We start from the raw sequence: 25596 nt of genomic DNA on the forward strand, positions 1-25596 counted from the left end.
GTCAGAGCGTGATCGGCGGCGACCCCCTGGCGGGTCGCCGCCGATCCGTGTTTAGGTGCGTCCTGTGGTTCTCTTATTGACACCGGGCCCGGTGCCCGGACCGACACAGGCTGACTCGGGGGTATGAGCGCATGGCCGCAGGAGGCTTCTGCAAGCTGCCGAACGGCACGGTGGTGGTGGCACTGAACCTGCCCAGCCCCGCCGGCCCGGAGGCAGGAGGAGTGCGCTTTCTCGTCCACGCCCAGAACCGGGCACGCGCCCTGACCAGGCTGCGCAACCTGGGGCTGCGCAGCGTCTACCTGCGGGGCAACGCGGCCCCGCCGTCCCCGGACGAGGTCACCGCGGTCCTGCACCACCCGGACGGCCTGATATGGCGTACGGCACCGGTGGCCGGGGCCGTGGGCGGCCCCGACCTGGTCCAGGAGCTGTGGCACCCGATCCGGGCCCTGCTCAGACGCCCGACCGCCCAGACGTAGTACCCGAGGACGACCAGGCCGGGGTCTGCGGGCCAGGTGGCTCTACTGCACGACCGGCTTCCCGGACAGCTCCACGCCCGCCTCCCGCAGCTCCTCCAGCGCCCGCTCGGTGGTCTCCGCGGCCACCCCGGCGGTCAGGTCGAGCAGCACCTGCGTACGGAAGCCCTCCCGGGCGGCGTCCAGGGCGGTGGCCCGCACGCAGTGGTCGGTGGCGATGCCCACGACGTCGACCTCGTCGATCTCCCGGGCCCGCAGCCACTCGGCGAGCGCCGTGCCGTTCTCGTCGGCGCCCTCGAAGCCGCTGTAGGCGGCCGCGTACGCCCCCTTGTCGAAGACGGCGTCTATCGCGCCGGAGGCGACGGCCGGGGCGAAGTTCGGGTGGAAGCCGACCCCCTCGGTGCCGGCGACGCAGTGCGCCGGCCAGGAGTGGACGTAGTCCGGGTTGTCGGCGAAGTGGCCGCCCGGCGCGACGTGGTGGTCGCGGGTGGCCACCACGTGGCGGTAGCCGGCGGGCGCCTGCCCGATCAGCTCGGTGATGGCGGCGGCCACGTCGGCACCGCCGGACACCGCGAGGCTGCCTCCCTCGCAGAAGTCGTTCTGCACGTCTACGACGATCAAGGCGCGGCGCATGGTCGGTGTCCTTCGACTGGGTCGGCTGGGGATCGGGAGCAGGGGGTGGCTGGACGGACGGGGCTGATTCGGGCCTTGTGGGGCCGCACCGCTTTAGCTACCCGAGCCCCCGTGCGCGTACTCCGTCGGAATGACGGGTTCCCCTCGGGAGAGCTGGGTGGCGGACAGCGGAAGGTTGGCGCGGGCCGCCGCGTGCCGGTCCCGGGCGGCGTCCAGCGGCTCGCGGGCGACGACCTCGCCGCCCTTGACCAGCTCGACCAGGAGCTGCCGGTCGGCCAGCGCGTCGGGCACCGGACCGGTGCCGACCACCTCGGCCTCGGCGTACCCGTGCGCGTCCAGGCGCCGCGCGGCCCACTTGCGGCCGCCGATCGAGGTCTTTCCCCCGCTGGACTTCTTGGCCACCGGCACCAGCGGCGCCCCTTCCTCGCCGGACTCGGCGCGGGCGACGAGCTTGTAGACCATCGAGGCCGTCGGGTGACCGGAGCCGGTCACCAGCTGGGTGCCGACGCCGTAGGCGTCCACGGGCGCGGCCGCCAGCGAGGCGATGGCGTACTCGTCCAGGTCCGAGGTCACGACGATCTTCGTCTCGGTGGCACCCAGCTCGTCCAGCTGCTGGCGCACCCGGTGGGCGACGAGCAGCAGGTCGCCGGAGTCGATGCGCACGGCGCCCAGCTCGGGCCCGGCGATCTCCACGGCCGTGCGGACGGCCTCGGCGACGTCGTAGGTGTCCACCAGGAGCGTGGTGTCCGCGCCCAGGGAGTCCACCTGGGCGCGGAAGGCGTCGCGCTCGTTGTCGTGCAGCAGGGTGAAGGCGTGGGCGGAGGTGCCGACGGTGGGGATGTTGTAGCGGAAGCCGGCGGCCAGGTCGGAGGTGGTGGCGAAGCCGCCGACGTAGGCCGAGCGGGCGGCGGCGACGGCGGCCAGCTCGTGGGTGCGGCGGGCGCCCATCTCGATCAGCGGCCGGTCGCCGGCGGCGGACGACATGCGGGAGGCGGCGGCGGCGATCGCCGAGTCGTGGTTGAGGATGGAGAGGATCACCGTCTCGAGCAGCACGCACTCGGCGAAGGTCCCCTCGACCCGCATGATCGGCGACCCGGGGAAGTACACCTCGCCCTCGGGGTAGCCCCAGATGTCCCCGCCGAAGCGGTACCGGGCGAGCCAGTCCAGGGTCTCCTCGTCGACGATGTCCTTCTCGCGCAGGAAGCGCAGCACGTCCGCGTCGAAACGGAAGTTCTCCACCGCGTCCAGCACCCGTCCGGTGCCCGCCACGACGCCGTAGCGGCGGCCGTCGGGCAACCGCCGGGTGAAGACCTCGAACACGCTCCGCCGCCCGGCCGTACCGGCCTTCAGGGCGGCTCGGAGCATGGTCAGCTCGTACTGGTCCGTGAAGAGCGCCGTCGAGGGGACGTCCACCGGCAGCCCAAGGTCCGCTGTGTTCATACGACGGATCGTACCCCCATTTCGTCACTCTGACGATTTCAGGGCCCGCCTGTTTTCGTGGCGCCCGCCACAAGCCCGTTTGTGCGGGTGCCCCCCTGTGGTGGCAGCATGGGCCATGTGACGGCAGCCGCACCCATGGAGATCGAGAAGACCGAGTCGGCGGAGGAGGTCTTCGCCGTACCCGAGCCCGACGTGCCCTGGGTGACGATCGTCCACAACGATCCCGTCAACCTCATGAGCTACGTGACGTACGTCTTCCAGACGTATTTCGGCTACTCGAAGGACAAGGCCACCAAGCTCATGATGGACGTCCACCACAAGGGCCGGGCGGTCGTCTCCAGCGGCAGCCGGGAGGAGATGGAACGGGACGTACAGGCCATGCACGGCTACGGCCTGTGGGCCACCCTCCAGCAGGACCGGAAATGACCCACGCCCGCCCGCAGGACGGAAGCAGCTGAATCGCCTTCATGCCCGGACAATTCGAACCACTCCCCGGCGGCGGCGCGGCCGTCGCCCTCGACGACGTCGAGATCTCCATCATCCGCTCCCTGGCCGTGCAGCTCCTGGAGCTGATCGGGCCGGGACCCGCCGAGGACGCCTCCGACGACCCGCTCGCCGAGCTGTTCGCCGAGGGCCCGAGCGAGCCGCCCTCCGACCCGGTGCTGCGCCGCCTGTTCCCGGACGCCTACGGCGACCCCGAGGGCACCCCCCAGGCCCGGGAGGCCGAGGAGCAGCGGGCGCACTCCGCGGAGTTCCGCCGCTACACCGAGAACGACCTGCGGGCCGGCAAGCGGGAGAGCGCCCTCGCGGTGGTCCGCGGCCTGGACGCCGTGGCCTCGCAGTCCGCGGGCGAGGACGGGGCGGTGCTGAAGCTGTCGGCGGACGAGTCCCGGCAGTGGCTCGGCGCCCTGAACGACCTGCGCCTGGCGATCGGCTCCCGCCTCGAGATCGCCGACGAGGACGACACCGACCTGCTCTACCGGCTCCCGGACGAGGACCCGCGCAAGCCGATGGTGATGGCGTACCTGTGGCTCGGCGGGCTCCAGGAGTCGCTCGTCGCGACACTCATGCGCTGAACGAGGCTATTTCGTCACTCTCCGTGTTCACGTGTCCCGCTCAGCGGAGCCTCAAATCCGGATAACGATCCCGTCAAAGCTGCGCCCCTTTTGAAGAAAAGGGGCGCGTTTTGTCCGCTTCTCCCTGTGTGACACGTCACAATCCACCCCTGTGATCGGCGTCGAGGTCGTGGTAAATCTTCACGACCGCCCGGCGAACACCACCCGAATGTTCGGCCGGGTGCGCCACCGAGCCGGCAGACCGCCGGCCAGGCACCGAGCGGGATGTGAGGCCCGCTCAGCTCCATCATCCGGGGGGATCGAGACCCGATCCGCGGCCGAGTCAAGGCCCGGATCGGCATGGAGAAAGGCGCACCACACATGACCTCTGCGCAGGTCGACACGGACAAGGCCCCCGAAGAGGGCTACGAGCGCGGTCTCAACAGCCGCCAGGTCCAGATGATCGCGATCGGCGGCGCCATCGGCGTCGGCCTCTTCCTGGGCGCCGGGGCCAACATCGCCAAGGCCGGCCCCAGCATCATCCTCATGTACGCCCTCGCGGGTGTGATCATCTTCTTCATCATGCGGGCGCTCGGCGAGCTGCTCCTCTACCGTCCCGTCTCCGGCTCCTTCGCCGAGTACTCGCGCGAGTTCCTCGGTCCCTTCTTCGGCTACTTCACCGGCTGGACGTACTGGCTGATGTGGGTGGTCACCGGCATGGCGGAGCTCACCGCCGCCGCCATCTACATCCACTACTGGTTCCCGGACATCCCGCAATGGGTCTCGGCCCTGGTCTTCCTGGTCCTGCTGTTCGTGGCCAACCTGATCTCGGTGAAGCTGTTCGGCGAGATCGAGTTCTGGTTCTCGATGGTCAAGGTCACCGCCATCATCGGCATGATCGTGATCGGCGTCGGCGTCCTCACCCTCGGCTTCAGCCAGGCCGGCGACACCGCCGCCGTCTCCAACCTGTGGGAGTTCGACGGCTTCTTCCCCAAGGGCATCGGCTCGTCCCTGATGACCCTCCAGGGCGTCATGTTCGCCTACCTCGCCGTCGAGCTGGTCGGCGTCACCGCGGGTGAGTCCGAGAACCCGGAGAAGACCCTCCCCAAGGCGATCAACACCCTGCCCTGGCGCATCGCCCTCTTCTACGTCGGCGCCCTTACCGTCATCCTGGCCGTGGTCAAGTGGACCGAGTTCGCCGAGGGCGTCAGCCCCTTCGTGGAGGCCTTCGCGGTCATCGGCATCCCGGCCGGCGCCGGCATCGTCAACTTCGTCGTGCTCACCGCCGCCCTGTCCTCCTGCAACTCCGGCATGTACTCCACGGGCCGGATGCTGCGCACCCTCGCGGACAACGGCGAGGCCCCCAAGGTCTTCAACAAGCTGTCGTCGACCAAGACCCCGGCCATCGGCATCGCCGTCTCGGTCGTCTTCATGGCCATCGGCGTGGTGCTGAACTACCTCGTCCCGGAGAAGGCCTTCGGCTACGTCACCTCCGTCGCCACCGCCGCCGGCATCTGGACCTGGCTGATGATCCTGATCAGCCATGTGCGGTACCGCCGCAAGGTCGTCGCGGGCCGCCTGCCCGCCTCCTCCTTCCCGGCGCCCGGCGGGTCGGTGTGCTCCTACATCGCCATCGCCTTCCTGCTCTTCGTCACCTGCCTCATCGCCTACGACGCCGACGCCCGCGTCTGCCTGTACGTGATGGCCGGCTGGGCCGCCGCCCTCGGCATCGGCTGGGCGGTGCTCAAGAGCCGCAACCCGCAGATCACCGAGCGGCCCGGCGAGCCGGAGTTCGAGAAGATCGGCTGACGCGCACCGACCGGCTCGAACGCCGCACCGACCGGCTCGGACGCCGCACCAACCGGCTCTGACCAGCGCCTCTGTGCGCACCCGAGGACATCCGGCCACCGGGGACGCTCGTGGCATCCCCAAGGCCACCGCTCAGGATGTCCGGCATATGGGCCCGCCCGTACCACCCATCGGTACGGGCGGGCCCGTCTGCTTATCCTGGCCGCATGCTGACCATCACACAGGCCCTGTACGACCAGATCGTCGCCCACGCGCGCGAGGACCACCCCGACGAGGCGTGCGGCGTGGTGGCCGGTCCCGTCGGCGAGGGCCGCCCCGAGCGGTTCATCCCCATGCTCAACGCCGCCCGCTCGCCCACCTTCTACGAGTTCGACTCGCAGGACCTCCTCAAGCTCTACCGCGAGATGGACGACCGCGACGAGGAGCCGGTGGTCATCTACCACTCCCACACCGCGACCGAGGCCCACCCCTCCCGCACCGACATCACCTACGCCAACGAGCCCGGAGCCCACTACGTCCTCGTCTCCACCGCGGACACCGACGGCGCCGGCGAATTCCAGTTCCGGTCGTTCCGCATCGTGGAGGGCGAGGTCACGGAGGAGGAGGTCAAGGTCGTCGAGGCGTACTGATCTCGCACACCGGACGGAAAGAGTCCATCAGGTGAGATCACACTCCGGAAGCCGGGCCGGGAATCGATACGATGAGCCCATGGTTCTTCTCGACGTGAGCGAAAAGGCGCCGGGCACACTGCTCGTGGCGCGGCTGCACGTCGACCTGTGCAGGCTGAAAAGCGCCATCTGTTGATCTTCGCCGCCGCCGTACGGCCGTGAGCCGCGGCGTGCCGACGTGTGCCGCCGCGCGCCCTACGAACCCACGACAAACTTCCGACAGGAGCACTCAGCCATGGCCATCGAGGTCCGCATCCCGACCATCCTCCGCCAGTACACCGACGGTCAGAAGGCGGTCGAGGGCAACGGGGACACCCTCGCCAAGCTCTTCGCCGACCTCGAGACCCGGCACACGGGCATCCAGGCCCGCATCGTCGACGGCGAGCAGCTCCGCCGCTTCGTCAACGTCTACCTGAACGACGAGGACGTCCGCTTCCTGGACGGCATCGACACCAAGCTCAGCGACGGCGACAGCATCACGATCCTGCCGGCCGTGGCCGGCGGCATGGCCTGATCGCCGATGCGCTACGACTCCCCGCTGGCCGCGGTGGGCAACACCCCCCTGGTGCGCCTGCCGCGGCTGTCGCCGTCCGACGACGTCCGCATCTGGGCCAAGCTGGAGGACCGCAACCCGACCGGCTCGATCAAGGACCGCCCCGCGCTCCACATGATCGAGCAGGCCGAGAAGGACGGCCGCCTCACCAAGGGCTGCACGATCCTGGAGCCGACCAGCGGCAACACCGGCATCTCGCTGGCGATGGCCGCCAAGCTCAAGGGTTACCGCATCGTCTGCGTGATGCCCGAGAACACCTCCCAGGAACGCCGGGACCTGCTCGCCATGTGGGGCGCGGAGATCATCTCCTCCCCGGCCGCGGGCGGCTCCAACACCGCCGTACGGGTCGCCAAGGAGCTCTCCGCCGAGCACCCGGACTGGGTGATGCTCTACCAGTACGGCAACCCGGACAACGCGGGCGCCCACTACGCCGGCACCGGCCCCGAGATCCTCGCCGACCTGCCCTCGGTCACCCACTTCGTCGCGGGCCTCGGGACGACGGGGACGTTGATGGGCGTCGGCCGCTACCTGCGCGAGCACAAGCCGGACGTGAAGGTCGTCGCCGCCGAACCGCGCTACGACGACCTCGTGTACGGCCTGCGCAACCTCGACGAGGGCTTCGTACCCGAGCTGTACGACGCCTCCGTGCTCACCACCCGCTTCTCGGTGGGCTCCGCCGACGCGGTCACCCGTACCCGTGAGCTTCTCCAGCAGGAGGGCATCTTCGCGGGCGTCTCCACCGGCGCCGCCCTGCACGCCGCGATCGGCGTCGGGAAGAAGGCGGTCAAGGCCGGCGAGAGCGCGGACATCGTGTTCGTCGTCGCCGACGGCGGCTGGAAGTACCTCTCCACCGGCGTCTACACCGCGGCCACCACCGAGGCGGCCATCGAGACCCTCCACGGCCAGCTCTGGGCCTGAGAGGGAGTCATCCGGCGAGGTGACGGACCTGGTCCCACAGGGCCGGGTCCACCACGCCCACCCGGCGCCGGAAGTCCCGCACCGGAACGGCGCGCAGCTCGTCGGTCTCCAGGTAGCTCGTCCGCCCCCGCGCGTCCCCGACGGAGCCCGGCGGCAGCGTGATCACCCCGGCCCGCCCCTCCCGGTACCGGGTGGTGATCTTCGCGACCAGCACCTGCCGCCCGCGCACCGAGATCACCAGACACGGCCGGTCCTTCGCACCGCCGGAGTCCTCGTACGGCACGTTCGCCCACCAGATCTCCGCAGGCCGCGGCCGCACCGCCCGCCCGCCGGGACCGCGAGGGCGCCCAGGCGGCCGCCGGGCGCCGCCCGGCCCACGAGGCCGCCGCCCCCGGCCCCAGCCGTCGACGACCGTGGCGACGAGCGCGAGCAGTACCACCGCCGCGAAGACGAGCCACCAGGACGTGTCCATACCGACGACCGTACCGGCGCACACCGCTGCCGCGCGCCCCTTCCATGGCCCCGCGCGCCCCACTTCCAGCCGAACCGGTGATCCCACAGGTGAGTTCGCCCACAACGGCCCCTGGCGGAGGAGCGACCACAGGTTTTGCGCCTTACGCTCGACAAACCGCACGACCCCCGTCTCTCCATACGCGCCAGCGGAGGTTTCTGCTTCATGAAGCTCACCGTCGTCGGCTGCTCGGGGTCGTTCCCGTCCGCGGAATCGGCCTGCTCGAGCTACCTCGTCGAGGCCGACGGCTTCCGGCTGCTCCTCGACATGGGCAACGGTGCCCTCGGCGAGCTGCAGCGCCACTGCGGTCTCTACGACCTCGACGCGATCTTCCTCAGCCATCTGCACGCCGACCACTGCATCGACATGCTCGGCTACTTCGTGGCCCGCTACTACCGGCACGACGGCGGCCGCTGCGCCCCGCTCCCGGTCTACGGACCCGAGGGCACCGAGCACCGGCTGACCACCGCCTACGCCGACACCCCGTCCGCCTCCTCCATGAGCGAGGTGTTCGACTTCCACACGGTCAAGCCGTCCACCTTCGAGGTCGGCCCGTTCACCGTGCACACCGAGCGCGTCGCCCACCCCGTGGAGGCCTACGCCATCCGCGTCGAGCACGGCGGCCGTTCGGTGACGTACTCCGGCGACACGGGCGCCACCCCCGTGCTGGACGAACTCGCCCGCGACACCGACCTGTTCCTGTGCGAGGCCGCCTTCACGCACGGCAAGGAGAACATCCCCGACCTGCACCTCAACGGACGCGAGGCGGGCGAGAGCGCCGCCCGGGCCGGCGCCCGGCGCCTGGTGCTCACCCACATCCCCCCGTGGACCGACCCCGAGGTCAACCGCGCCGACGCGCGCGAGGTCTACGACGGGACTGTGGACATCGCCGCGGCGGGCGCGGTGTACGAGATCTGAGCCCCGGACCCCCGGGACACAGCAGAAAGGCCCCGGAACCTTCGCGGTTCCGGGGCCTTCCTCATGCCGTACGCCGGGCACTCATGCCGTACGGCGAGGGCTCACGCCTTGGTGAGGTCCTCGACCTCCTCCTCGGGCTCGCGGCCCGGGGTCTTCAGGTTGAACTTGACGATCGCGAAACGGAACGTCACGTAGTAGATCGCCGCGAACACCAGACCGATCGGGATGATCAGCCATGGCTTGGTGGCGAGGTGCCAGTTCAGGGCGTAGTCGATGGCACCGGCCGAGAAGTTGAACCCGGCGTGCACACCCAGACCCCACGTCACGGCCATCGAGACGGCGGTCAGCACCGCGTGCAGCACGTACAGGACCGGCGCGATGAACATGAACGAGAACTCGATCGGCTCGGTCACACCGGTGACGAACGAGGTCAGCGCGAGCGAGACCATCATGCCGAGGACGGCCTTGCGGCGCTCCGGGCGGGCGGTGTGCGCCATGGCCAGGGCGGCGGCCGGCAGACCGAACATCATGATCGGGAAGAAGCCCGCCTGGAAGATACCGGCGGAGGGGTCACCGGCCAGGAAGCGGGTGATGTCACCGTGCACGACCTCACCGGCGGAGTTGGTGAAGTCACCGAGCTGGAACCAGGCCACCGTGTTCACGAACTGGTGCATGCCGACCGGGATCAGCGCACGGTTCACGCCACCGAACAGCGCGGCGCCGCCGGAGCCGAGGCCGGTCATCCACTCGCCGAAGTTGGAGATGCCGGTGCCGATGGGCTCCCAGACCAGACCGAAGAACACACCCACCACGATGCCGACGAACGCCATGATGATCGGCACCAGGCGACGGCCGTTGAAGAAGCCGAGCCAGTCCACCAGCTTGGTGCGGTGGAACCGCTGCCACAGCACGGCGGCGAGCAGACCCATGATGATGCCGCCGAGCACGCCCGGGTCGTTGTACGTCGCGGCGACGTCCTCGCCCTTCTTGACCACCGCCTCGGTGACCGGGAAGGCCTCGAGCACCTTGCTGTAGACGAGGAAGCCGACCACCGCGGCCAGCGCGGTCGAGCCATCGGCCTTCTTGGCGAAGCCGATGGCCACGCCTATGCAGAACAGGATCGGCAGCGAGCCGGTGAGGGCACCGCCCGCGTTGTTGAAGACGGCGGCGACCTTGTCCCAGCCGAGGCCGTCCTTGCCGAAGATGTCGTCCTGGCCGAGTCGGACCATGATGCCCGCCGCCGGCAGCACGGCGATCGGGAGCTGCAGGCTGCGGCCGACCTTCTGCAGACCCTGGAAAAGACCAGATCCCCGCTTCTTTGCGGGGGCCGCCTTGTCGGTGGCGGTGCTCATACTTCCTCCATCGGGTGGTGGTCTACACCACTCAGTGGTGTAGACCTGTTGTAGCACGATGAAGGCCGCGTAAGGAACCCGTGATTCCGCGACCGGAGCGCTACGCGCAGTGCCCGCCCAAGTCCCCTGCTCGCAGGCGCGGGAGGGCGCGGAGAAGGCCCCCGGACCGACGGTCCGGGGGCCTTCGCGAGACCACCCTCAAAGGGTACGTGAGGAACGAAAGAGGTCTACACCTTGGTGACGTCCTCCACCTCGTCCTCGGGCTCCCGCCCCGGAGTCTTCAGATCGAACTTCGTGATCGCGAATCGGAAGACCACGTAGTACACCACCGCGAAACACAGCCCGATCGGAATGATCAGCCACGGCTTCGTCGCCAGGTTCCAGTTGATGACGTAGTCGATCAGCCCCGCCGAGAAGCTGAACCCGTCCTTCACCCCCAGCGCCCACGTCACCGCCATCGACACCCCCGTCAGCACCGCGTGCGCCGCGTACAACAGGGGAGCGATGAACAGGAACGAGTACTCCAGCGGCTCCGTGATCCCCGTCACGAACGACGTCAGCCCCACCGACAGCATCAGGCCGCCGACCTCCTTGCGCCGGTGCGGCTTCGCGCAGTGCGTGATCGCCAGCGCCGCCGCCGGCAACGCGAACATCATGATCGGGAAGAAGCCCGTCGTGAACTGACCCGCGTCCGGATCGCCCGCAAGGAACATGTTGATGTCACCGTGCACCACCGTGCCGTCCGGCTTCGTGTACGAACCGAACTGGAACCACATCGGCACGTTCAGGAACTGATGCAGACCGATCACCAGCAACGCCCGGTTCGCCAGCCCGAACACTCCCGCGCCCCACGCACCGATCCCGGTCATCCAGTCGCTGAAACTCTCCAGCGCGTCACCGATCGGCGGCCACACCCACAGACACAGCGCCGCGAACACGATCGCCACGAACGCCATGATGATCGGCACCAGCCGGCGCCCGTTGAAGAAGCCCAGCCAGTCCACCAGCTTCGTCCGGTGGAAACGCTGCCAGAAGTACGCCGTCAACAGCCCCATCACGATGCCGCCGAAGACGCCTGGGTTCTGGAAGACGAACGCCGTCACCTCACCGTCACCACCGGTCGGCCGGCACCCGACCTGCGGCACCGCCTCCGATCCCTCCGGACAGTCCTCCGGAAACTGCCGCAGCACGTTGTAGTAGACGAGGAACCCCGCCACCGCGGCGAGCGCCGTCGAACCGTCGGCCTTCTTCGCCATGCCGATGGCCACACCCACGCAGAACAGCAGCGGCAGCCCCAGCGACCCGTCGAGCAGCGCACCGCCCGCGCCCGTCATCACCTTCGAGACGTTCGTCCAGCCCAGACCGTCGTCCCCGAACACGTCCGGCTGTCCCAGACGGTTGAGAATGCCCGCGGCGGGCAGGACCGCGATGGGCAACTGAAGACTGCGACCCATCTTCTGCAACCCTTGGAACGCCTTGTTCCAACGGGCGCGAACGGGACTGACCGCGCTGTCGGCACTCATCCGGTCTCCATCCGGTCTCGATCCGGTTCGAACCGGCCGCCGGTACACTGGTGTAGACCAGTTGACGGACGGCTCCGCCGTCGTGACGCCATCATTCGCGACAGACCGCACGATGGCTCGCGAAGATGGGCCAACTGTGGGTTACTGCGACAAAGCGGCTCGGATCAGGGAGAACGAACATGGCCAGCAAGGCTGAGAAGATCGTCGCCGGCCTCGGCGGCATCGACAACATCGACGAGATCGAAGGCTGCATCACCCGGCTCCGCACCGAGGTCAACGACCCCGCGCTGGTCAACGAAGCCGCCCTCAAGGCCGCCGGCGCCCACGGCGTCGTCAAGATGGGCACCGCCATCCAGGTCGTCATCGGCACCGACGCCGACCCGATCGCGGCGGAGATCGAAGACATGATGTGAACCCGTGAATCCGTGAACCACCGCTTCACGGCATGCACGGTCACACCGGCAAGGGGCCTCCTCCACCGCGGGGCAGGCCCCTTCCCCATGGGCCGCTAGGCTCACCCGCATGTCACGAATCGACGGCCGCACCCCCCAGCAGCTCCGCCCCGTCACCATCGAACGCGGCTGGAGCAAGCACGCCGAAGGCTCCGTCCTCGTCTCCTTCGGCGACACCAAGGTCCTCTGCAACGCCTCCGTCACCGAAGGCGTCCCCCGCTGGCGCAAGGGCAGCGGCGAAGGCTGGGTCACCGCCGAATACGCCATGCTCCCCCGCGCCACCAACACCCGCGGCGACCGCGAGTCCGTCAAGGGCCGCATCGGCGGCCGCACCCACGAGATCAGCCGCCTCATCGGCCGGTCCCTGCGCGCCGTCATCGACTACAAGGCACTCGGCGAGAACACCATCGTCCTGGACTGCGACGTCCTCCAGGCCGACGGCGGCACCCGCACCGCCGCCATCACCGGCGCCTACGTCGCCCTCGCCGACGCCATCAGCTGGGCCCAGCACACCAAGAAGCTGATCAAGCCCAGCCGCAAGCCGCTCACCGGCACCGTCTCCGCCGTCTCCGTCGGCATCGTCGACGGCACCCCCCTCCTCGACCTGCGCTACGAGGAAGACGTCCGCGCCGACACCGACATGAACGTCGTCTGCACCGGCGACGGCCGCTTCGTCGAGGTCCAGGGCACCGCCGAGGCCGAGCCCTTCGCCCGCGACGAACTCAACGCCCTGCTCGACCTCGCCGCCGCGGGCTGCACGGAACTGGCCGAGCTGCAGCGCAAGGTGCTCGAGACGGCCCTCGAAAGGTAAAGGGAGTAAAGGGAACGCCAAAGGCGCATCAAGGAAAGGCGGCCGCACGCGCAACTCGGCCGCCCACCGGCGCGTCCCTAGCAGTACAGCACCACGGGCGTACGGCAGACCTTGCCGTACGCCCGACGCCGCACCGCACACGGGCCGCCCGGCCCTGTCCCAAGGGGAGGACCGAGACCCATGGCCGCGAGCCGCCACCGCAGCCTTCGCCGCACCGCTGTCACCGCCGCCACCGTGGCGACCATCGCCCTGACGGCCGGCCTCACCACCGGCTGCGACGCCGTCGACAAGGCACTCGACTGCGTACGCACGGCCGACGCGATAGCCGACAGCGTCACCGAACTCCAGCAGGCCGTGGAGAACACGGACGACCCCACCCAGTGGGAGGAGTCCCTCGACTCCATCGACAAGAACCTCGACAAGATCGGCGACCAGACCGACAACGCCGACGTCAACCAGGCCGTCGACGACCTCGGCAAGGCCGTCGACAACGTCCGCACCTCGGTGGAGAACGGCGACGAGACCCCCGACCTCAGCCCCGTCACCGACGCGGCGGGCGAACTGACGAAGGTCTGCACGCCGTAGGGGAGATCTCAGGCAAGGGGCTCAGGGGTCCGGGATGGATACTGGACCCCATGACCCGCCTGATCCTCGCCACCCGCAACGCCGGAAAGATCACCGAACTGAGGGCCATCCTCGCCGGCGCGGGCCTGCCCCACGACCTCGTCGGAGCGGACGCCTACCCGGAGATCCCCGACGTCAAGGAAACCGGCGTCACCTTCGCCGAGAACGCCCTGCTCAAGGCCCACGCCCTCGCCCAGGCGACCGGCCTCCCCGCCGTCGCCGACGACTCCGGCCTCTGCGTCGACGTCCTGAACGGCGCGCCGGGCATCTTCTCCGCCCGCTGGGCAGGCCGCCACGGCGACGACAAGGCCAACCTCGACCTCCTCCTCGCCCAGCTCGGCGACATCGCCGACGAACACCGCGCCGCCCACTTCGCCTGCGCGGCGGCCCTGGCCCTGCCCGACGGCACGGAGAGGGTGGTCGAGGGCCAACTGAGGGGCATCCTCCGCCACGAGCCCGCCGGCGCGGGCGGCTTCGGCTACGACCCGATCCTCCAGCCGGAGGGCGAGACGAGGACCTGCGCGGAACTGACGGCAGAGGAGAAGAACGCGATCAGCCACCGGGGGAAGGCGTTCCGGGCCCTGGTGCCGGTGGTGCGGGAGCTGTTGGGCTGAGGCGCCCACGACAACGGCCTGCGCATCCGCTTTGGATTCGCAGGCCGTTCGCGTGCGGCGGAAGGGATTCGAACCCTCAAGCCCGGTCAGGGGCCACAGATCCTAAGTCTGCTGCGTCGCCATTGCGCCACCGCCGCCAGCGTCTGCCATCGTACCGGGAGCCGCGTGTTGCCTTGAGCGTCCCCCGCACCAGGTGCTGGTCGTCGCGTGGCGGTTCGACACGGCAACCGCAGATTCTCGCGCCGATCGTCACTGCGGTCCCCGTTGACGTGACCGACACCCGTACCGGGTCCAGCCGGTACGGGTCCCGCAGGGATCTGAATCTCAGATCCCCAGGTCCTTGATGATCTTGGCCACGTGGCCCGTCGCGCGGACGTTGTAGAGGGCGCGTTCTACCTTGCCCTCCTCGTCCACGACGATCGTGGAGCGGATGACGCCCATGTAGGTCTTGCCGTAGTTCTTCTTCTCGCCGAAGGCGCCGTACGCGTCGAGGACCTTCTTGTCCGGGTCGGCGAGGAGGGTGACCTTCAGGGACTCGGTCTCGCGGAATTTCGCCAGCTTCTCCGGCTTGTCGGGGGAGATGCCGATCACGTCGTACCCGGCGCCGGTCAGCAGCTCCAGGTTGTCCGTGAAGTCGCACGCCTGCTTCGTGCAGCCGGGGGTAAGCGCCGCAGGGTAGAAGTAGACGATGACCTTGCGGCCCTTGTGGTCGGACAGGGACACCTCGTTGCCGTCGGCGTCCGGGAGGGTGAAGGCCGGGGCGGGGTCCCCGGGCTGGAGTCGCTCGCTCATCGGGTCAGCGTAACGGGGGGTCCTGACAGTGCAGACAAGCAAGTAGCTGACAGACTGTCCGGGACAGTGTCGGAAGACTGCGGAGGCGTACGGTGGCGGACACGTCGGACATCAGAACCCCGGCGCAGATCGAGGCGGACATCAAGCGCCGCCGCGAGGTGCTGGCCGAGACGCTCGACGAGCTCGGGATGCGGGTGCACCCGAAGACCATCGTCGACGACGCGAAGGCCAAGGTCGCCTCCAGCGTCGATCACACGCTTGGGCGGGCATACGTCCAGGTCAACCGGGTGGTCAGCGATGTGAGGGCGCAGTTCGTGGATGAGCGGGGCGCCCCGCGGATGGAGCGGGTCGTGCCGGCCGCGCTGGTGGTGGTCGGGGTCGTGGGGCTGCTCGCCCTGGGCGGCACCCGGCGGCGGAAGCGCTGAGCGGGGGCAGGTAGGTTCAGGGCGTGAGCGCCAAGAGAAACGAGTCCGGTCCCCAGGACGACAAGCTGCCCATCCGGATGCTGCACGACCGCGTACTCGTGCGGCAGGACACCGGCGAGGGCGAGCGGCGTTCCGGGGGCGGCATCCTGATTCCCGCGACGGCGGCCGTCGGCAAGCGGCTGGCCTGGGCCGAGGTCGTCGCGGTCGGGCAGAACGTACGGACCGTGGAGCCGGGCGACCGGGTGCTGTACGACCCGGAGGACCGTGCCGAGGTCGAGGTGCGGGGTGTGGGCTACGTGCTCATGCGCGAGCGCGATCTGCACGCCGTGGCCGCGGACCGGTTCGAGGGGTCGGAGGACTCCACCGGGCTGTACCTGTAAGCAGTAGGGCAGCAGGGGCTGGTGACCGGTGTCACCAGCCCCTTTCTGCTTGCTTTGCTACCTTGGGTGGCACCCGACGAGACGCGCCGTACCGGGCTGAAGGAAAAGACGACGCACCACCGTTCAGTTCGTTCACGGAGGTGCCTGTCATGGCGTGGGTTCTGCTCGTCGTCGCCGGTCTGCTCGAGGTCGGCTGGTCGATCGGGATGAAGTACACCGACGGTTTCACCCGGCTGTGGCCGAGCGTGTTCACCGGTGCCGGGATCGTCGCGAGCATGATGCTGCTGTCGTACGCGGCCCGGACGCTGCCCATCGGTACCGCCTACGGCGTGTGGGTGGGCATCGGCGCGGCCGGGGCGGCGGTGCTCGGCATGGTGGTGCTGGGGGAGCCGGCGACCGCCGCCCGGATCTTCTTCATCTGTCTGCTGCTGGTCGCCGTGGTGGGGCTGAAGGCGACCTCGGGTCACTGACGCCGGGGTGTGACGGGGATGCCGGCGATCGTGCCGGCGGTGGTGTCCGAGTCGCCGCCGCCGGCGCCGGTCGTGTCCCCGTCGCCCGGCCCTGTACCGCCGTTGGAGGAGTCGTCGCCGCCTGAGTCACCGCCGCCCGTGGGGCCCGGCTCGGTGCTCGGGCTGCCCGTGCCGGGGGTGCCGCCGCCGGTCGACGGGGGGCCGGTCTCGGTGCCGCCGGAGTCGCCGGGCGGGGTGCTGCTGCCGGAGTCGCCCGGGGTGTCGGTGCCCTCCTCGTCGCCGGTGGACCGGTCGTCCGGGTCGCTGCTGCCGCTCTCGTCGCCGTCGCCGGGTTCGTCCGAGGAGTCGCCGGTCGGGGGTGCGGTGACGTCGGCGCCGCTCTGGAGCTGGAGGTCGAAGTCGGTGACGGGTTCGTCCTCGAGGGCGTTGCGGGTGTACTGGCTCCAGATCTCGGCGGGGGCGCCGCCGCCGTTGATGCGGGCGAGGCCCGTGGCACCGTACAGGGACTTGTGGGCGGCGGTCTTCGGGTCCTGGCCCATGACGGCGACGACGGTCGCGAGGTCGGGGGTGTAGCCGGCGAACCAGGCGGCCGTGTCCTCCTCGGCGGTGCCGGTCTTGCCCGCGGCGGGGCGGCCGGCGGCCTGGGCGGCGGTGGCGGTGCCGTTCTGGACGACGCTGCGCAGGACGGACGTGGTGGTGTCGGCGGCCTCGCGGCTGACGGCCTGGTGCTCGCGCCGCTCGGGCAGGTCGACCTCCTGCTTGCCGTCCTTCGTGACCTTCTCGACCAGCGTGTAGGTGCTGTGCCTGCCGTGGTTGGCGATGGTCGCGTAGGCCTCCGCCATGTCGAGGGGGCTGGCGGTGGCGACGCCGAGGGCGATGGAGGGGGAGGGGGTCAGCTCGGGGGTGTTCTTGGACAGCCCGAGGTCGATCGCGGTCTGCTTGACCTTGTCGGAGCCGACGTCGACGGCCATCTGGGCGTACACGGCGTTGATGGACTTGTCGGTGGCCTCGCGGACGGTGACGTTGCCGTAGTCGCGGTGGTCCTCGTTCTCGGGGGCGTAGCGTCCGCCGCTCCAGCCCTGGACGGGGCGTTCGCTGGTGCCGTCGTAGCGCGTGTTCGGGTTGATGGTGCGGCCGTCCTGCGTCTCGGAGTGGTTCTCGACGGCGGACGTGAAGACGAAGGGCTTGAAGGTGGAGCCGACCTGGAAGTCGCGGCGGACGGCGTTGGGTGTGTACTGCTTGACGTAGTCGATGCCGTTGTACATCGCGACGACCTTGCCGGTCTTCGGGTCGACGGAGGCGCCGCCGGCGCGGACGTAGGTGTCGACCTTGCGTTCCTTCGTGTCCAGCTGGGACATCAGCTTGTCGTCGACGGCTTTGACGAAGGCGTCCTGCTTGTCCTTCTGCAGGGTGGTGGTGATGCGGTAGCCGCCGCGGCCGAGTTCTTCCTCGTCGACGATGCCGTTGTCGATCAGGTACTTCTTGACGATGTTGACGACGTAGCCGCGCTGTCCGGACATGTTGGTGGAGATGGTGGACTGCTTGGGCTTGGGGAACTTCGCGGCGGCGCGCTCGGAGGCGCTGATCCAGCCCTTGTCGGCCATGCCGTTCATGACGTAGTTCCAGCGGGCCTCGGCGGCGGGCTTGTTCTCGGGGTGGGCGACGACGTCGTACTGGCTGGGGGCGTTGAGCAGGGAGGCGAGGTAGGCGCCCTGGGCGGCGGTGAGGTCCTTGGCGTCGACGCCGAAGTAGGCCTGGGCGGCGGCCTGGATGCCGTAGGCGCCGCGGCCGAAGAAGCTGGTGTTGAGGTAGCCCTCGAGGATCTCGCTCTTGTTCTTCTCCCGGTCGAGCTTGATCGAGATGAAGAACTCCTTCACCTTGCGGGTGACCGTCTGCTCCTGGCCCAGGTAGTAGTTCTTGACGTACTGCTGGGTGATCGTGGAGCCGGACTGCTTGCCCTTGCCGGTGGCGGTGTTCCAGCCGGCCCGGACCATCGCTCCGGGGTCGATGGCGGACTCGGTGTAGAAGTCGCGGTCCTCGGCGGCGAGCACGGCGTGCTGGGCGTCCTTGGAGATGCGGGCGAGGCCGACGCTCTCGCGGTTGACCTCGCCGTCGCGGGCGAGGACGCTGCCGTCGGCGTACAGGTAGACGTTGGACTGCTTGGTGGCGAGCGCGTTGGCCGGGGGGATCTGCACGAGGTGGTAGCCGAGGAAGAAGCCGCCGACGATGAGCAGCAGGCCGACGACGACGGTGCTCAGCACGATGCGCCAGGTGGGGATCAGCCGGCGCCAGCCGGTGCGCTTGGGCCGCTTGGGCTTCTTCGCCTTCCCGGAGGCGTCCGGTGCTCCCGGCGCTCCGGGCTCCTGCGTCTGCCCCTTGCCGGCCGCCTGTGGCTCTTTCGGCGCCCAGCCCGGGTTCGGCTGCTGCGGCTGCGGCTCGTCGCTCATCTCGTGCACGGACTCCTGTTTCATTTCGTACGGTTTTCGTACGTCTGAGTTCTTCTGATGAAGACTCTCGCACCGTGGGTTCCGTTCCCACTCGACGGCACACCCGTGAAATTCCGTGGCAGGGGCCTTCGCGGTCGCACTAGGCTCCTGCGCTTCGGTGCCGGTCGGAGGGGGAGGGCTGTGGGTGCGGGCTCGGGGCGGTTGTACGTGGCCGTCGCGGCGGGTGGATTCCGACGGTACGCGACGTATCGGGCGGCCACTGCGGCCGGGGTGTTCACCAACACCGTTTTCGGACTGATCCTGGTTTACACCTATCTGGCCCTGTGGGACGAGAAACCGCAGCTCGGAGGGTACGACCAGGCGCAGGCCGTGACCTTCGTGTGGCTGGGGCAGGCGCTGCTGGCGGCGCTGGCGATCGGCGGCGGGGGGTTCGAGGACGAGCTGATGGAGCGCATCCGTACGGGTGATGTCGCCGTCGATCTGTACCGCCCTGTGGATCTTCAGTTGTGGTGGCTGGCGGCGGACGTGGGCCGGGCGCTGTTCCAGCTGCTGGGCCGCGGGGTGGTGCCGTTCGTGTTCGGGTCGCTGTTCTTCCCGGTGGCGCTGCCGCGGGAGGCGTCCGTGTGGGCGGCGTTCCTGGTGACGCTGGTGCTGGCGATGCTGGTGGGTTTCGCGCTGCGCTATCTGGTGGCGCTCTCGGCGTTCTGGCTGCTCGACGGGACCGGGGTGACGCAGATGGCATGGCTGGCGGGACTGTTCTGCTCGGGGATGCTGCTGCCGCTGAACGTGTTCCCGGGGGCGCTCGGCGACGTGGTGCGGGCGCTGCCGTGGTCGTCGCTGCTGCAGGCGCCGGCGGACGTGCTGCTGGGGGAGGCGGATCCGCTGGGGACGTATGTGTTCCAGGCGTCCTGGGCGGTGGCGCTGCTGGCGCTGGGCCGGCTGGTGCAGTCGGCGGCGACGCGACGGGTGGTGGTCCAGGGTGGCTGAGGCGGTGGCCGGCAGGGGTGTGCGGCGCGGGCGGGTCGTCGAGGGGGTGCGCGCGTACGGGCTGATCGCCGGGATGTGGGTCAGGTCGACGATGGCGTACCGGACGTCGTTCGTGCTGACGACGTTCGGGAACTTCGCGATGACCGTGCTGGACTTCGTGACGATCCTGCTGATGTTCTCCCGGGTCGACGCGCTGGGCGGCTGGTCGCTGCCCGAGGTGGCGTTCCTGTACGGGCTGTCCGGGGTGTCCTTCGGTCTGGCCGACCTGGCGATCGGCTCGATGGACCGGCTGGGGCGCCGGGTGCGCGACGGCACGCTGGACACGCTGCTGGTGCGGCCCGTGCCGGTGCTGGCGCAGGTGGCGGCGGACCGGTTCGCACTGCGCCGGCTGGGCCGGGTGACGCAGGGGCTGCTGGTGCTCGGGTACGCGCTGGTGGTCGTGGACGTCGACTGGACGGCGGCGAAGCTGCTGCTGATGCCGGTGATGCTGCTCGGCGGGGCCGGGATCTTCGGCGCGGTGTTCGTGGTGGCGGCGGCGTTCCAGTTCGTGGCGCAGGACGCCTCGGAGGTGTCCAACGCCTTCACCTACGGCGGTACGACGCTGCTGCAGTACCCGCCGACCGTGTTCGCGCTGGACCTGGTGCGCGGGGCGACCTTCGTGGTGCCGCTGGCGTTCGTGAACTGGCTGCCGGCGAGCTATGTGCTGGGGCGGCCGTATCCGCTGGACCTGCCCGGGTGGGTGGCGTTCACGACGCCGCTGGTGGCCGTGGCCTGCTGTGCGCCGGCCGGGCTGGCCTGGCGGGCGGGTCTGCGTTCCTACCGGAGCACGGGGAACTGACGGAGAGGGCGGAGATGGCGGAGAGGGCGGAGATGACGGTGCCGGAGACGCCGGCAGAGGTGGGGGCCGCGGCCTTCATCGAGCTGGACGGCGTGGAGAAGGTCTTCGACGTGCGCAAGAAGACGGGCTTCCTGAAGCGGGAGCGGCGGCAGGTGCGCGCCGTGGACGGGCTGTCGTTCACGGTGTCGCGCGGCGAGATGGTCGGCTACATCGGCCCGAACGGTGCCGGGAAGTCGACGACGATCAAGATGCTCACCGGCATCCTGACGCCGAGCGGCGGCCGGCTGCGGGTGGCCGGCATCGATCCGTCCCGGCAGCGGATCCGGCTGGCGCACCGCATCGGGGTGGTGTTCGGGCAGCGCACGACGCTGTGGTGGGACCTGCCGCTGATCGACTCCTACCGGCTGATGCACCGCATGTACCGCATCCCGGACGCCCGTTACCGGGAGAACCTGGACCGCTGCGTCGAACTCCTCCAGCTCCAGGAGCTGCTGGACGTCCCGGTGCGGCAACTCTCCCTGGGCCAGCGGATGCGCGGCGACATCGCGGCGGCGCTGCTGCACGACCCGGAGGTGCTGTACCTGGACGAGCCGACGATCGGGCTCGACGTGGTCTCGAAGGCGAAGGTGCGGGGTTTCCTGCGGGACTTGAACGCGGAGCGCGGCACGACGGTGCTGCTGACCACGCACGACCTGCAGGACATCGAGCAGCTGTGCTCGCGCGTGATGGTCATCGACCACGGACGGCTGATGTACGACGGCCCGCTGGACGGCCTGCACGAGGCGGGGGAGAGTGAGCGCACCCTGGTGGTCGACCTGGAACGGGAGTTGCCGCCGATCGAGGCGCCGGAGCCCGCGCGGGTGGTGCGGGTGGAGGGGCCGCGGCAGTGGCTGGCGTTCCCGGCGTCGGCGTCGGCGGCCGGGCTGGTGGCGCGGATCGCTGCCCGGTATCCGCTGGTGGACCTGTCGGTGCGGGAGCCGGACATCGAGTCGGTGATCGCGAAGATGTACGCGGAACGCGCGGGCGCGTAGTGTCCGGCGCGGTGACCTCGTAGGCTGCTGTCCATGACCGACGACGCCCCGGAACTCCGCGCATCCGACGCCGACCGTGAACGAGTCGCCGAGGTCCTGCGCGACGCCCTCGCCGAGGGACGCCTGGACATGGCCGAGTTCGAGGAGCGGCTGGAGGCCACCTACAGCGCGCGGACGTACGGGGAGCTGGCGCCGATCACCCGGGACCTGCCGGTCGGCGAGGTGGCCGCGGCGCCCCGGGTGCGGATGACCAAGGAGCCCGAGCGGGACGGGGACTGGGCGGGGCGGATCACCGGCGGCGAGGGTTCGTCGACGTGGGCGGTCGCCGTGATGTCCGGCTTCCAGCGCAAGGGGCGCTGGACGGTGCCGAGGCGGTTCAACTGCTTCGCGTTCTGGGGCGGCGGGGAGATCGACCTGCGCGAGGCGGACTTCTCGGCCGGCGAGGTCGTGATCAACTGCGTGGCGATCATGGGCGGGATGAACGTGGTCGTGCCGCCGGGCGTCGAGGTGATCGTGCGCGGCGTCGGCATCATGGGCGGCTTCGACCACCGCGAGGAGGGCGTCCCCGGTGACCGGGGAGCCCCGCGCGTGGTGGTGACGGGCTTCGCCTTCTGGGGCGGCGTCGGCGTGGAGCGCAAGGTGACGCGGGCGGAGCGGCAGCGGCTGAGGGAGGAGCGCCGGCAGGAGAAGCTGGAGCGCCGCCAGGAGCGGGAGCGGGGCCGGCTGGAGCGCGGCTCCGGCCGCACGGAGCTGGACGCCTCCCGCCACGGCCTGCACGACCTGCACGGCGCCGACCTGCACGGCGCCGACCGGGACCGCGAACGGGAGCTGGAACGGGAACGGGAGCGCCGCCGGGACAGCTGAGCGCCGCCCCGGCCCTCGTCGGCTCCCGGCCTACGCCTCGACCGGCGCGGCACCCTTCAGCACGTCCAGGTCGAGGACCTGCCCCATGCGCGCGTACCCCTTGTCGCCGGGGTGCAGGTGGTCGCCGCTGTCGTAGTCGGAGCGCATCCGGCGCGGATCGTAGGGGTCGCGCAGGGCCTTGTCGAAGTCGACGACCGCGTCGAAGACCCGGCCGGAGCGGATCTCCTCGTTGACCTCCTGCCGCATCGCCTCGCGGGCCTTGGTCCGGCCGCCGTAGCCGCCGAACGGCGTGATCGTCCCGCCGACGACCCGCAGCCCCCGGGCGTGCGCCTGGCCGACGAGGGTGCGCAGGCCGGTGAGGATGCCGTCGCGGTCGGCGAGTTCCGGGCTGTGCAGGATGTCGTTGACGCCGAGGAGGACGACGACGACCTTGACGTCGGTGCGCTCCAGCACGTCCCGTTCGAACCGGCTCAGCCCGCTCGGGTTGTCGGCGGGCCGGCCCGTCCTGCCGGTCAGGAGCCGGTTGCCGCTGATGCCCTCGTTGACGACGCTGTAGCGGGGCGTGTCCCGGCCGGTGCCGGCCGCCTCGTGCAGCCGCTCGGCGAGGACGTCGGTCCAGCGGTGGTTGGCGTCGGCGTCGGAGCCGAGACCGTCGGTGATCGAGTCGCCGAAGGCCACGACCGTGCCGTCGGCCTCGTGGCTCAGCACGTCGAGGGCGGTCAGGTAGCGCCAGTACGGCGTGGGGGTGGTGTACGCGACGGCCGTGACGTCCGCCGTGCGGTCGCCGTCGGCGAGGTAGCTGGTCTGCCGGGCCATCGGATGGTAGGTCACCGGCCCGGACGGGATGGGGGAGTACGTGGTGACCAGGACGTTCGCCCCGTACGGGATGGCGATGCGGGCGATGTCGCTCATCACCTGACCGCCCGCCGGGATGATCACCCGGGCGCTGCCGCCGAAGGTCAGCCGGCGCATGGTGTCGGCGATCGCGGCGGCCGTGTCGGGTCCCGCGGCCAGGGCTATCGAGGCGTGGGTGATGGTCAGCGGCGACTGGCCGTACAGGTTGGACAGGGTGATCCGCGCGCTGGTGCCGCCGACCGAGGTGTGCACGACGTTGCGCACGGAGCGGCCCGCCACGCCGGTCGTCTCGGTGCCCGGCTCGGCCGCGGCCGGTGCGGTGGCCCAGGCGCCCACCCAGGCGCCCGTGGAGGCGGGGGCGGCGTCTCCCCGTGAGAGACGGCCTCCGGCCTGCGGTGCGTGGTCCCTGGTGCCGTCGTCCGCGGACGCTCCGGCGAATATGGCCGCGGAGATCGCCACTATCAGGGTGACGATCGCCGCGAGCAGGGCACGGTGCTTGGTGGGAGGCGCCCCCGCACCCCCGTCACGACCCCGGGTCATGCTGTTCTGTTCTCCTCGGGCGAGGGGAGCCCCGAGGCTCCGGTCCGATGACCCCATGATGCGTCATGGGCGGGGGAAAGGCCGCGGGAGCCCCGGGCGTTCCCCCTCCCGGGACAGACGCCGGGAACTTGTGTTCCGTTCCGGGAGTCGGTCATGAAGGGACAATGTGTGAGGGACGTATCAGCGAACGGTGGAGCGGATGGAACGCACGAAAGCGGAACTTCCTGAAGGTGCCGGAGACACCGGAGGTGCTGGGCGTTCCGGAGGCACGGGGCTGGACACCGGTGGTGCGGGGGCGGACACCGGCGGCGCGGGCGGGGGTGTGGTCCGCGACCGCGCGATGACGTCCTTCAGTCCGGCCGACGAGGTCAAGCGCCGCGGTGTGCGCCGGATGAAGCTCACCGCCACCGGCCTGCTGCTCTTCGTCGCCGTGGTCTACGTCCTGGCCGAGTGGGCCTCCCACCGGGGCGCGGGCGCCTGGGCGGGCTACGTGTCGGCCGCCGCCGAGGCCGGCATGGTCGGCGCGCTCGCCGACTGGTTCGCGGTCACCGCCCTCTTCCGCCACCCGCTCGGCATCCCCATCCCGCACACCGCGATCATCCCGAAGAAGAAGGACCAGCTGGGCGTCTCGCTGGGCGAGTTCGTCGGGGAGAACTTCCTCTCCGAGGACGTCGTGCGCCAGCGGCTGCGCGCCGTCGGCATCGGCAGCCGCCTCGGCGCCTGGCTCGCCGTGCCCGAACACGCCGACCGGGTGACGGCCGAGCTGTCCGCCGCCCTGCGCGGCGCCCTCACCGTGCTGCGCGACTCCGACGTCCAGGCGGTGGTCGGCGAGGCGATCACGCGCCGTGCCGACGCGCAGGAGATCGCGCCCGGCATCGGCAAGATGCTGGACCGGGTCGTCTCCGACGGCGGCCACAAGCGCGCCGTCGACCTGATCGTCTCCCGCGCCCACGACTGGCTGATCCTGCACGGCGACTCCGTGATGGACGCCGTACAGGGCGGGGCACCCGGATGGACCCCCCGGTTCGTCGACAAGAGGATCGGCGACCGGGTCTACAAGGAGCTGCTGCGCTTCGTCACCGAGATGCGCGACATGCCCGCCCACCCCGCGCGCGGCGCCCTCGACCGCTTCCTCACCGACTTCGCCGCCGACCTCCAGTCCGACACGGAGACCCGCGCGCGCGTGGAACGGCTGAAGACCGAGGTGCTGGGCCGCGGCGAGGTCCAGGACCTGATCGCGTCCGCCTGGACGGCCGTACGGTCCATGATCGTCTCGGCGGCGGAGGACGAGCGCAGCGAGCTGCGCCTCAGGGTCCGCGCCTCGCTGCTGTCCCTGGGCACCCGGATGGCCTCCGACCCCAAGGTGCAGGGCAAGGTCGACGGATGGGTGGAGGGCGCCGCGGTCTACGTGGTGACCACCTACCGGCGCGAGATCACCTCCCTGATCACCGACACGGTGGCGGGCTGGGACGCCGAGCACACCACGAAGAAGATCGAGGCGAACATCGGCCGCGACCTCCAGTTCATCCGGATCAACGGCACGGTGGTCGGCTCGCTGGCCGGGCTGCTGATCTACACGGTCTCCCGCATCCTGGGGGCGTAGCCCCGTACGC

Annotated in this window: 29 protein-coding genes, 1 tRNA gene and 1 riboswitch; of the genes, 21 read left to right on the plus strand and 9 right to left on the minus strand. The window is 70.2% G+C overall.

Annotated elements, in window-relative coordinates; all coding sequences use genetic code 11:
• Window positions 1-131 precede the first annotated feature (131 nt).
• On the plus strand, window positions 132-476 hold the full coding sequence (locus ABS735_RS03210; protein ID WP_061444462.1) for a hypothetical protein: 345 nt from the start codon (window positions 132-134) through the stop codon (window positions 474-476).
• 42 nt (window positions 477-518) lie between these two features.
• On the opposite strand, the gene ABS735_RS03215 is transcribed toward ABS735_RS03210, so the two are convergent.
• Complete coding sequence (locus tag ABS735_RS03215; RefSeq protein ID WP_373899866.1) at window positions 519-1106, minus strand: nicotinamidase; 588 nt, start codon at window positions 1104-1106, stop codon at window positions 519-521.
• 93 nt (window positions 1107-1199) lie between these two features.
• Window positions 1200-2546, minus strand: coding sequence for a nicotinate phosphoribosyltransferase (locus ABS735_RS03220; RefSeq protein WP_373899867.1), 1347 nt, complete (start codon window positions 2544-2546; stop codon window positions 1200-1202).
• A 108-nt stretch (window positions 2547-2654) separates the two neighbouring features.
• On the opposite strand from ABS735_RS03220, the gene clpS reads away from it, so the two are divergent.
• The 7 genes from clpS to ABS735_RS03255 all read left to right on the plus strand — a co-directional run bounded on the left by clpS (window position 2655) and on the right by ABS735_RS03255 (window position 7549).
• Window positions 2655-2972, plus strand: a complete 318-nt coding sequence (gene clpS / locus ABS735_RS03225) for an ATP-dependent Clp protease adapter ClpS (protein ID WP_133885463.1) — start codon at window positions 2655-2657, stop codon at window positions 2970-2972.
• Window positions 2973-3013: 41 nt separating this feature from the next.
• Complete coding sequence (locus ABS735_RS03230) at window positions 3014-3622, plus strand: DUF2017 domain-containing protein (RefSeq protein ID WP_373899868.1); 609 nt, start codon at window positions 3014-3016, stop codon at window positions 3620-3622.
• Between the two features lie 360 nt (window positions 3623-3982).
• The gene (locus ABS735_RS03235) at window positions 3983-5410 is read left to right on the plus strand and encodes an amino acid permease (RefSeq protein WP_373899869.1); all 1428 of its coding nucleotides are present in this window, start codon (window positions 3983-3985) and stop codon (window positions 5408-5410) included.
• A 206-nt stretch (window positions 5411-5616) separates the two neighbouring features.
• The gene (locus ABS735_RS03240; protein WP_109032680.1) at window positions 5617-6039 is read left to right on the plus strand and encodes a M67 family metallopeptidase; all 423 of its coding nucleotides are present in this window, start codon (window positions 5617-5619) and stop codon (window positions 6037-6039) included.
• 79 nt (window positions 6040-6118) lie between these two features.
• Window positions 6119-6214, plus strand: a complete 96-nt coding sequence (locus tag ABS735_RS03245) for a putative leader peptide (RefSeq protein WP_309546867.1) — start codon at window positions 6119-6121, stop codon at window positions 6212-6214.
• 99 nt (window positions 6215-6313) lie between these two features.
• Entirely contained in the window at window positions 6314-6592 is a 279-nt protein-coding gene (locus ABS735_RS03250; protein WP_122619852.1) for a MoaD/ThiS family protein, read from the plus strand.
• Between the two features lie 6 nt (window positions 6593-6598).
• Complete coding sequence (locus tag ABS735_RS03255) at window positions 6599-7549, plus strand: PLP-dependent cysteine synthase family protein (RefSeq protein ID WP_373899870.1); 951 nt, start codon at window positions 6599-6601, stop codon at window positions 7547-7549.
• 7 nt (window positions 7550-7556) lie between these two features.
• On the opposite strand, the gene ABS735_RS03260 is transcribed toward ABS735_RS03255, so the two are convergent.
• On the minus strand, window positions 7557-8021 hold the full coding sequence (locus tag ABS735_RS03260; protein WP_373899871.1) for a type II toxin-antitoxin system PemK/MazF family toxin: 465 nt from the start codon (window positions 8019-8021) through the stop codon (window positions 7557-7559).
• A 204-nt stretch (window positions 8022-8225) separates the two neighbouring features.
• Between ABS735_RS03260 and ABS735_RS03265 the strand changes: the two genes are divergently transcribed.
• Window positions 8226-8978 carry an MBL fold metallo-hydrolase gene (locus ABS735_RS03265; protein ID WP_373899872.1) on the plus strand — a complete coding sequence of 251 codons (753 nt, stop codon included), beginning with the start codon at window positions 8226-8228 and terminating at the stop codon, window positions 8976-8978.
• Window positions 8979-9079: 101 nt separating this feature from the next.
• Here ABS735_RS03265 and ABS735_RS03270 read toward each other — a convergent pair whose 3' ends face one another.
• Entirely contained in the window at window positions 9080-10330 is a 1251-nt protein-coding gene (locus tag ABS735_RS03270) for a PTS transporter subunit EIIC (RefSeq protein ID WP_373899873.1), read from the minus strand.
• Between the two features lie 227 nt (window positions 10331-10557).
• On the minus strand, window positions 10558-11853 hold the full coding sequence (locus tag ABS735_RS03275) for a PTS transporter subunit EIIC (protein ID WP_373900213.1): 1296 nt from the start codon (window positions 11851-11853) through the stop codon (window positions 10558-10560).
• A gap of 179 nt (window positions 11854-12032) precedes the next feature.
• On the opposite strand from ABS735_RS03275, the gene ABS735_RS03280 reads away from it, so the two are divergent.
• The 4 genes from ABS735_RS03280 (at window position 12033) to rdgB (ending at window position 14354) form a co-directional block, all read left to right on the plus strand.
• The gene (locus tag ABS735_RS03280; protein WP_003975905.1) at window positions 12033-12266 is read left to right on the plus strand and encodes a PTS sugar transporter subunit IIB; all 234 of its coding nucleotides are present in this window, start codon (window positions 12033-12035) and stop codon (window positions 12264-12266) included.
• A 109-nt stretch (window positions 12267-12375) separates the two neighbouring features.
• Window positions 12376-13116, plus strand: coding sequence for a ribonuclease PH (gene rph / locus ABS735_RS03285; RefSeq protein WP_373899874.1), 741 nt, complete (start codon window positions 12376-12378; stop codon window positions 13114-13116).
• A gap of 180 nt (window positions 13117-13296) precedes the next feature.
• Window positions 13297-13701 carry a hypothetical protein gene (locus ABS735_RS03290; protein ID WP_373899875.1) on the plus strand — a complete coding sequence of 135 codons (405 nt, stop codon included), beginning with the start codon at window positions 13297-13299 and terminating at the stop codon, window positions 13699-13701.
• Between the two features lie 50 nt (window positions 13702-13751).
• Complete coding sequence (rdgB, locus tag ABS735_RS03295; RefSeq protein WP_373899876.1) at window positions 13752-14354, plus strand: RdgB/HAM1 family non-canonical purine NTP pyrophosphatase; 603 nt, start codon at window positions 13752-13754, stop codon at window positions 14352-14354.
• A 53-nt stretch (window positions 14355-14407) separates the two neighbouring features.
• On the opposite strand, the gene ABS735_RS03300 is transcribed toward rdgB, so the two are convergent.
• Both ABS735_RS03300 and bcp read right to left on the minus strand, forming a co-directional pair.
• A tRNA-Leu gene (locus ABS735_RS03300) sits at window positions 14408-14491 on the minus strand.
• 187 nt (window positions 14492-14678) lie between these two features.
• Window positions 14679-15146 carry a thioredoxin-dependent thiol peroxidase gene (bcp, locus tag ABS735_RS03305; protein ID WP_373899877.1) on the minus strand — a complete coding sequence of 156 codons (468 nt, stop codon included), beginning with the start codon at window positions 15144-15146 and terminating at the stop codon, window positions 14679-14681.
• A 92-nt stretch (window positions 15147-15238) separates the two neighbouring features.
• Between bcp and ABS735_RS03310 the strand changes: the two genes are divergently transcribed.
• The 3 genes from ABS735_RS03310 (at window position 15239) to ABS735_RS03320 (ending at window position 16421) form a co-directional block, all read left to right on the plus strand.
• On the plus strand, window positions 15239-15571 hold the full coding sequence (locus ABS735_RS03310; RefSeq protein ID WP_373899878.1) for a DUF3618 domain-containing protein: 333 nt from the start codon (window positions 15239-15241) through the stop codon (window positions 15569-15571).
• Between the two features lie 23 nt (window positions 15572-15594).
• Window positions 15595-15951: a GroES family chaperonin gene (locus tag ABS735_RS03315; protein ID WP_373899879.1), complete on the plus strand. Its 357-nt coding sequence runs from the start codon at window positions 15595-15597 to the stop codon at window positions 15949-15951.
• 51 nt (window positions 15952-16002) lie between these two features.
• Window positions 16003-16069, plus strand: a riboswitch (guanidine-III (ykkC-III) riboswitch).
• A 31-nt stretch (window positions 16070-16100) separates the two neighbouring features.
• Window positions 16101-16421, plus strand: coding sequence for a DMT family transporter (locus ABS735_RS03320; protein ID WP_019325643.1), 321 nt, complete (start codon window positions 16101-16103; stop codon window positions 16419-16421).
• On the opposite strand, the gene ABS735_RS03325 is transcribed toward ABS735_RS03320, so the two are convergent.
• Window positions 16415-18868 (minus strand): transglycosylase domain-containing protein, encoded by a 2454-nt coding sequence (locus ABS735_RS03325; protein ID WP_373900214.1) that lies wholly within the window; start codon window positions 18866-18868, stop codon window positions 16415-16417. The genes ABS735_RS03320 and ABS735_RS03325 overlap by 7 nt on opposite strands.
• Before the next feature lie 180 nt (window positions 18869-19048).
• Between ABS735_RS03325 and ABS735_RS03330 the strand changes: the two genes are divergently transcribed.
• Genes ABS735_RS03330 through ABS735_RS03345 form a run of 4 tightly spaced genes read left to right on the plus strand, consistent with a single transcriptional unit; the run spans window position 19049 to window position 22588 of the window.
• On the plus strand, window positions 19049-19855 hold the full coding sequence (locus ABS735_RS03330; RefSeq protein ID WP_373899880.1) for an ABC transporter permease: 807 nt from the start codon (window positions 19049-19051) through the stop codon (window positions 19853-19855).
• A complete protein-coding gene (locus ABS735_RS03335; protein ID WP_373899881.1) occupies window positions 19848-20693 on the plus strand; it encodes an ABC transporter permease in 846 nt (281 codons plus the stop codon). The genes ABS735_RS03330 and ABS735_RS03335 overlap by 8 nt, the downstream gene beginning before the upstream one ends.
• A gap of 14 nt (window positions 20694-20707) precedes the next feature.
• Entirely contained in the window at window positions 20708-21724 is a 1017-nt protein-coding gene (locus ABS735_RS03340) for an ABC transporter ATP-binding protein (RefSeq protein WP_373899882.1), read from the plus strand.
• 33 nt (window positions 21725-21757) lie between these two features.
• On the plus strand, window positions 21758-22588 hold the full coding sequence (locus ABS735_RS03345) for a DUF1707 SHOCT-like domain-containing protein (protein WP_373899883.1): 831 nt from the start codon (window positions 21758-21760) through the stop codon (window positions 22586-22588).
• A gap of 30 nt (window positions 22589-22618) precedes the next feature.
• On the opposite strand, the gene ABS735_RS03350 is transcribed toward ABS735_RS03345, so the two are convergent.
• Window positions 22619-23983, minus strand: coding sequence for an SGNH/GDSL hydrolase family protein (locus tag ABS735_RS03350; protein ID WP_373899884.1), 1365 nt, complete (start codon window positions 23981-23983; stop codon window positions 22619-22621).
• Window positions 23984-24182: 199 nt separating this feature from the next.
• On the opposite strand from ABS735_RS03350, the gene ABS735_RS03355 reads away from it, so the two are divergent.
• The gene (locus ABS735_RS03355) at window positions 24183-25586 is read left to right on the plus strand and encodes a DUF445 domain-containing protein (RefSeq protein ID WP_373899885.1); all 1404 of its coding nucleotides are present in this window, start codon (window positions 24183-24185) and stop codon (window positions 25584-25586) included.
• Window positions 25587-25596 lie beyond the last annotated feature (10 nt).

The sequence above is a fragment of the Streptomyces sp. MMCC 100 genome, from assembly GCF_041538145.2.
Lineage (GTDB): Bacteria > Actinomycetota > Actinomycetes > Streptomycetales > Streptomycetaceae > Streptomyces.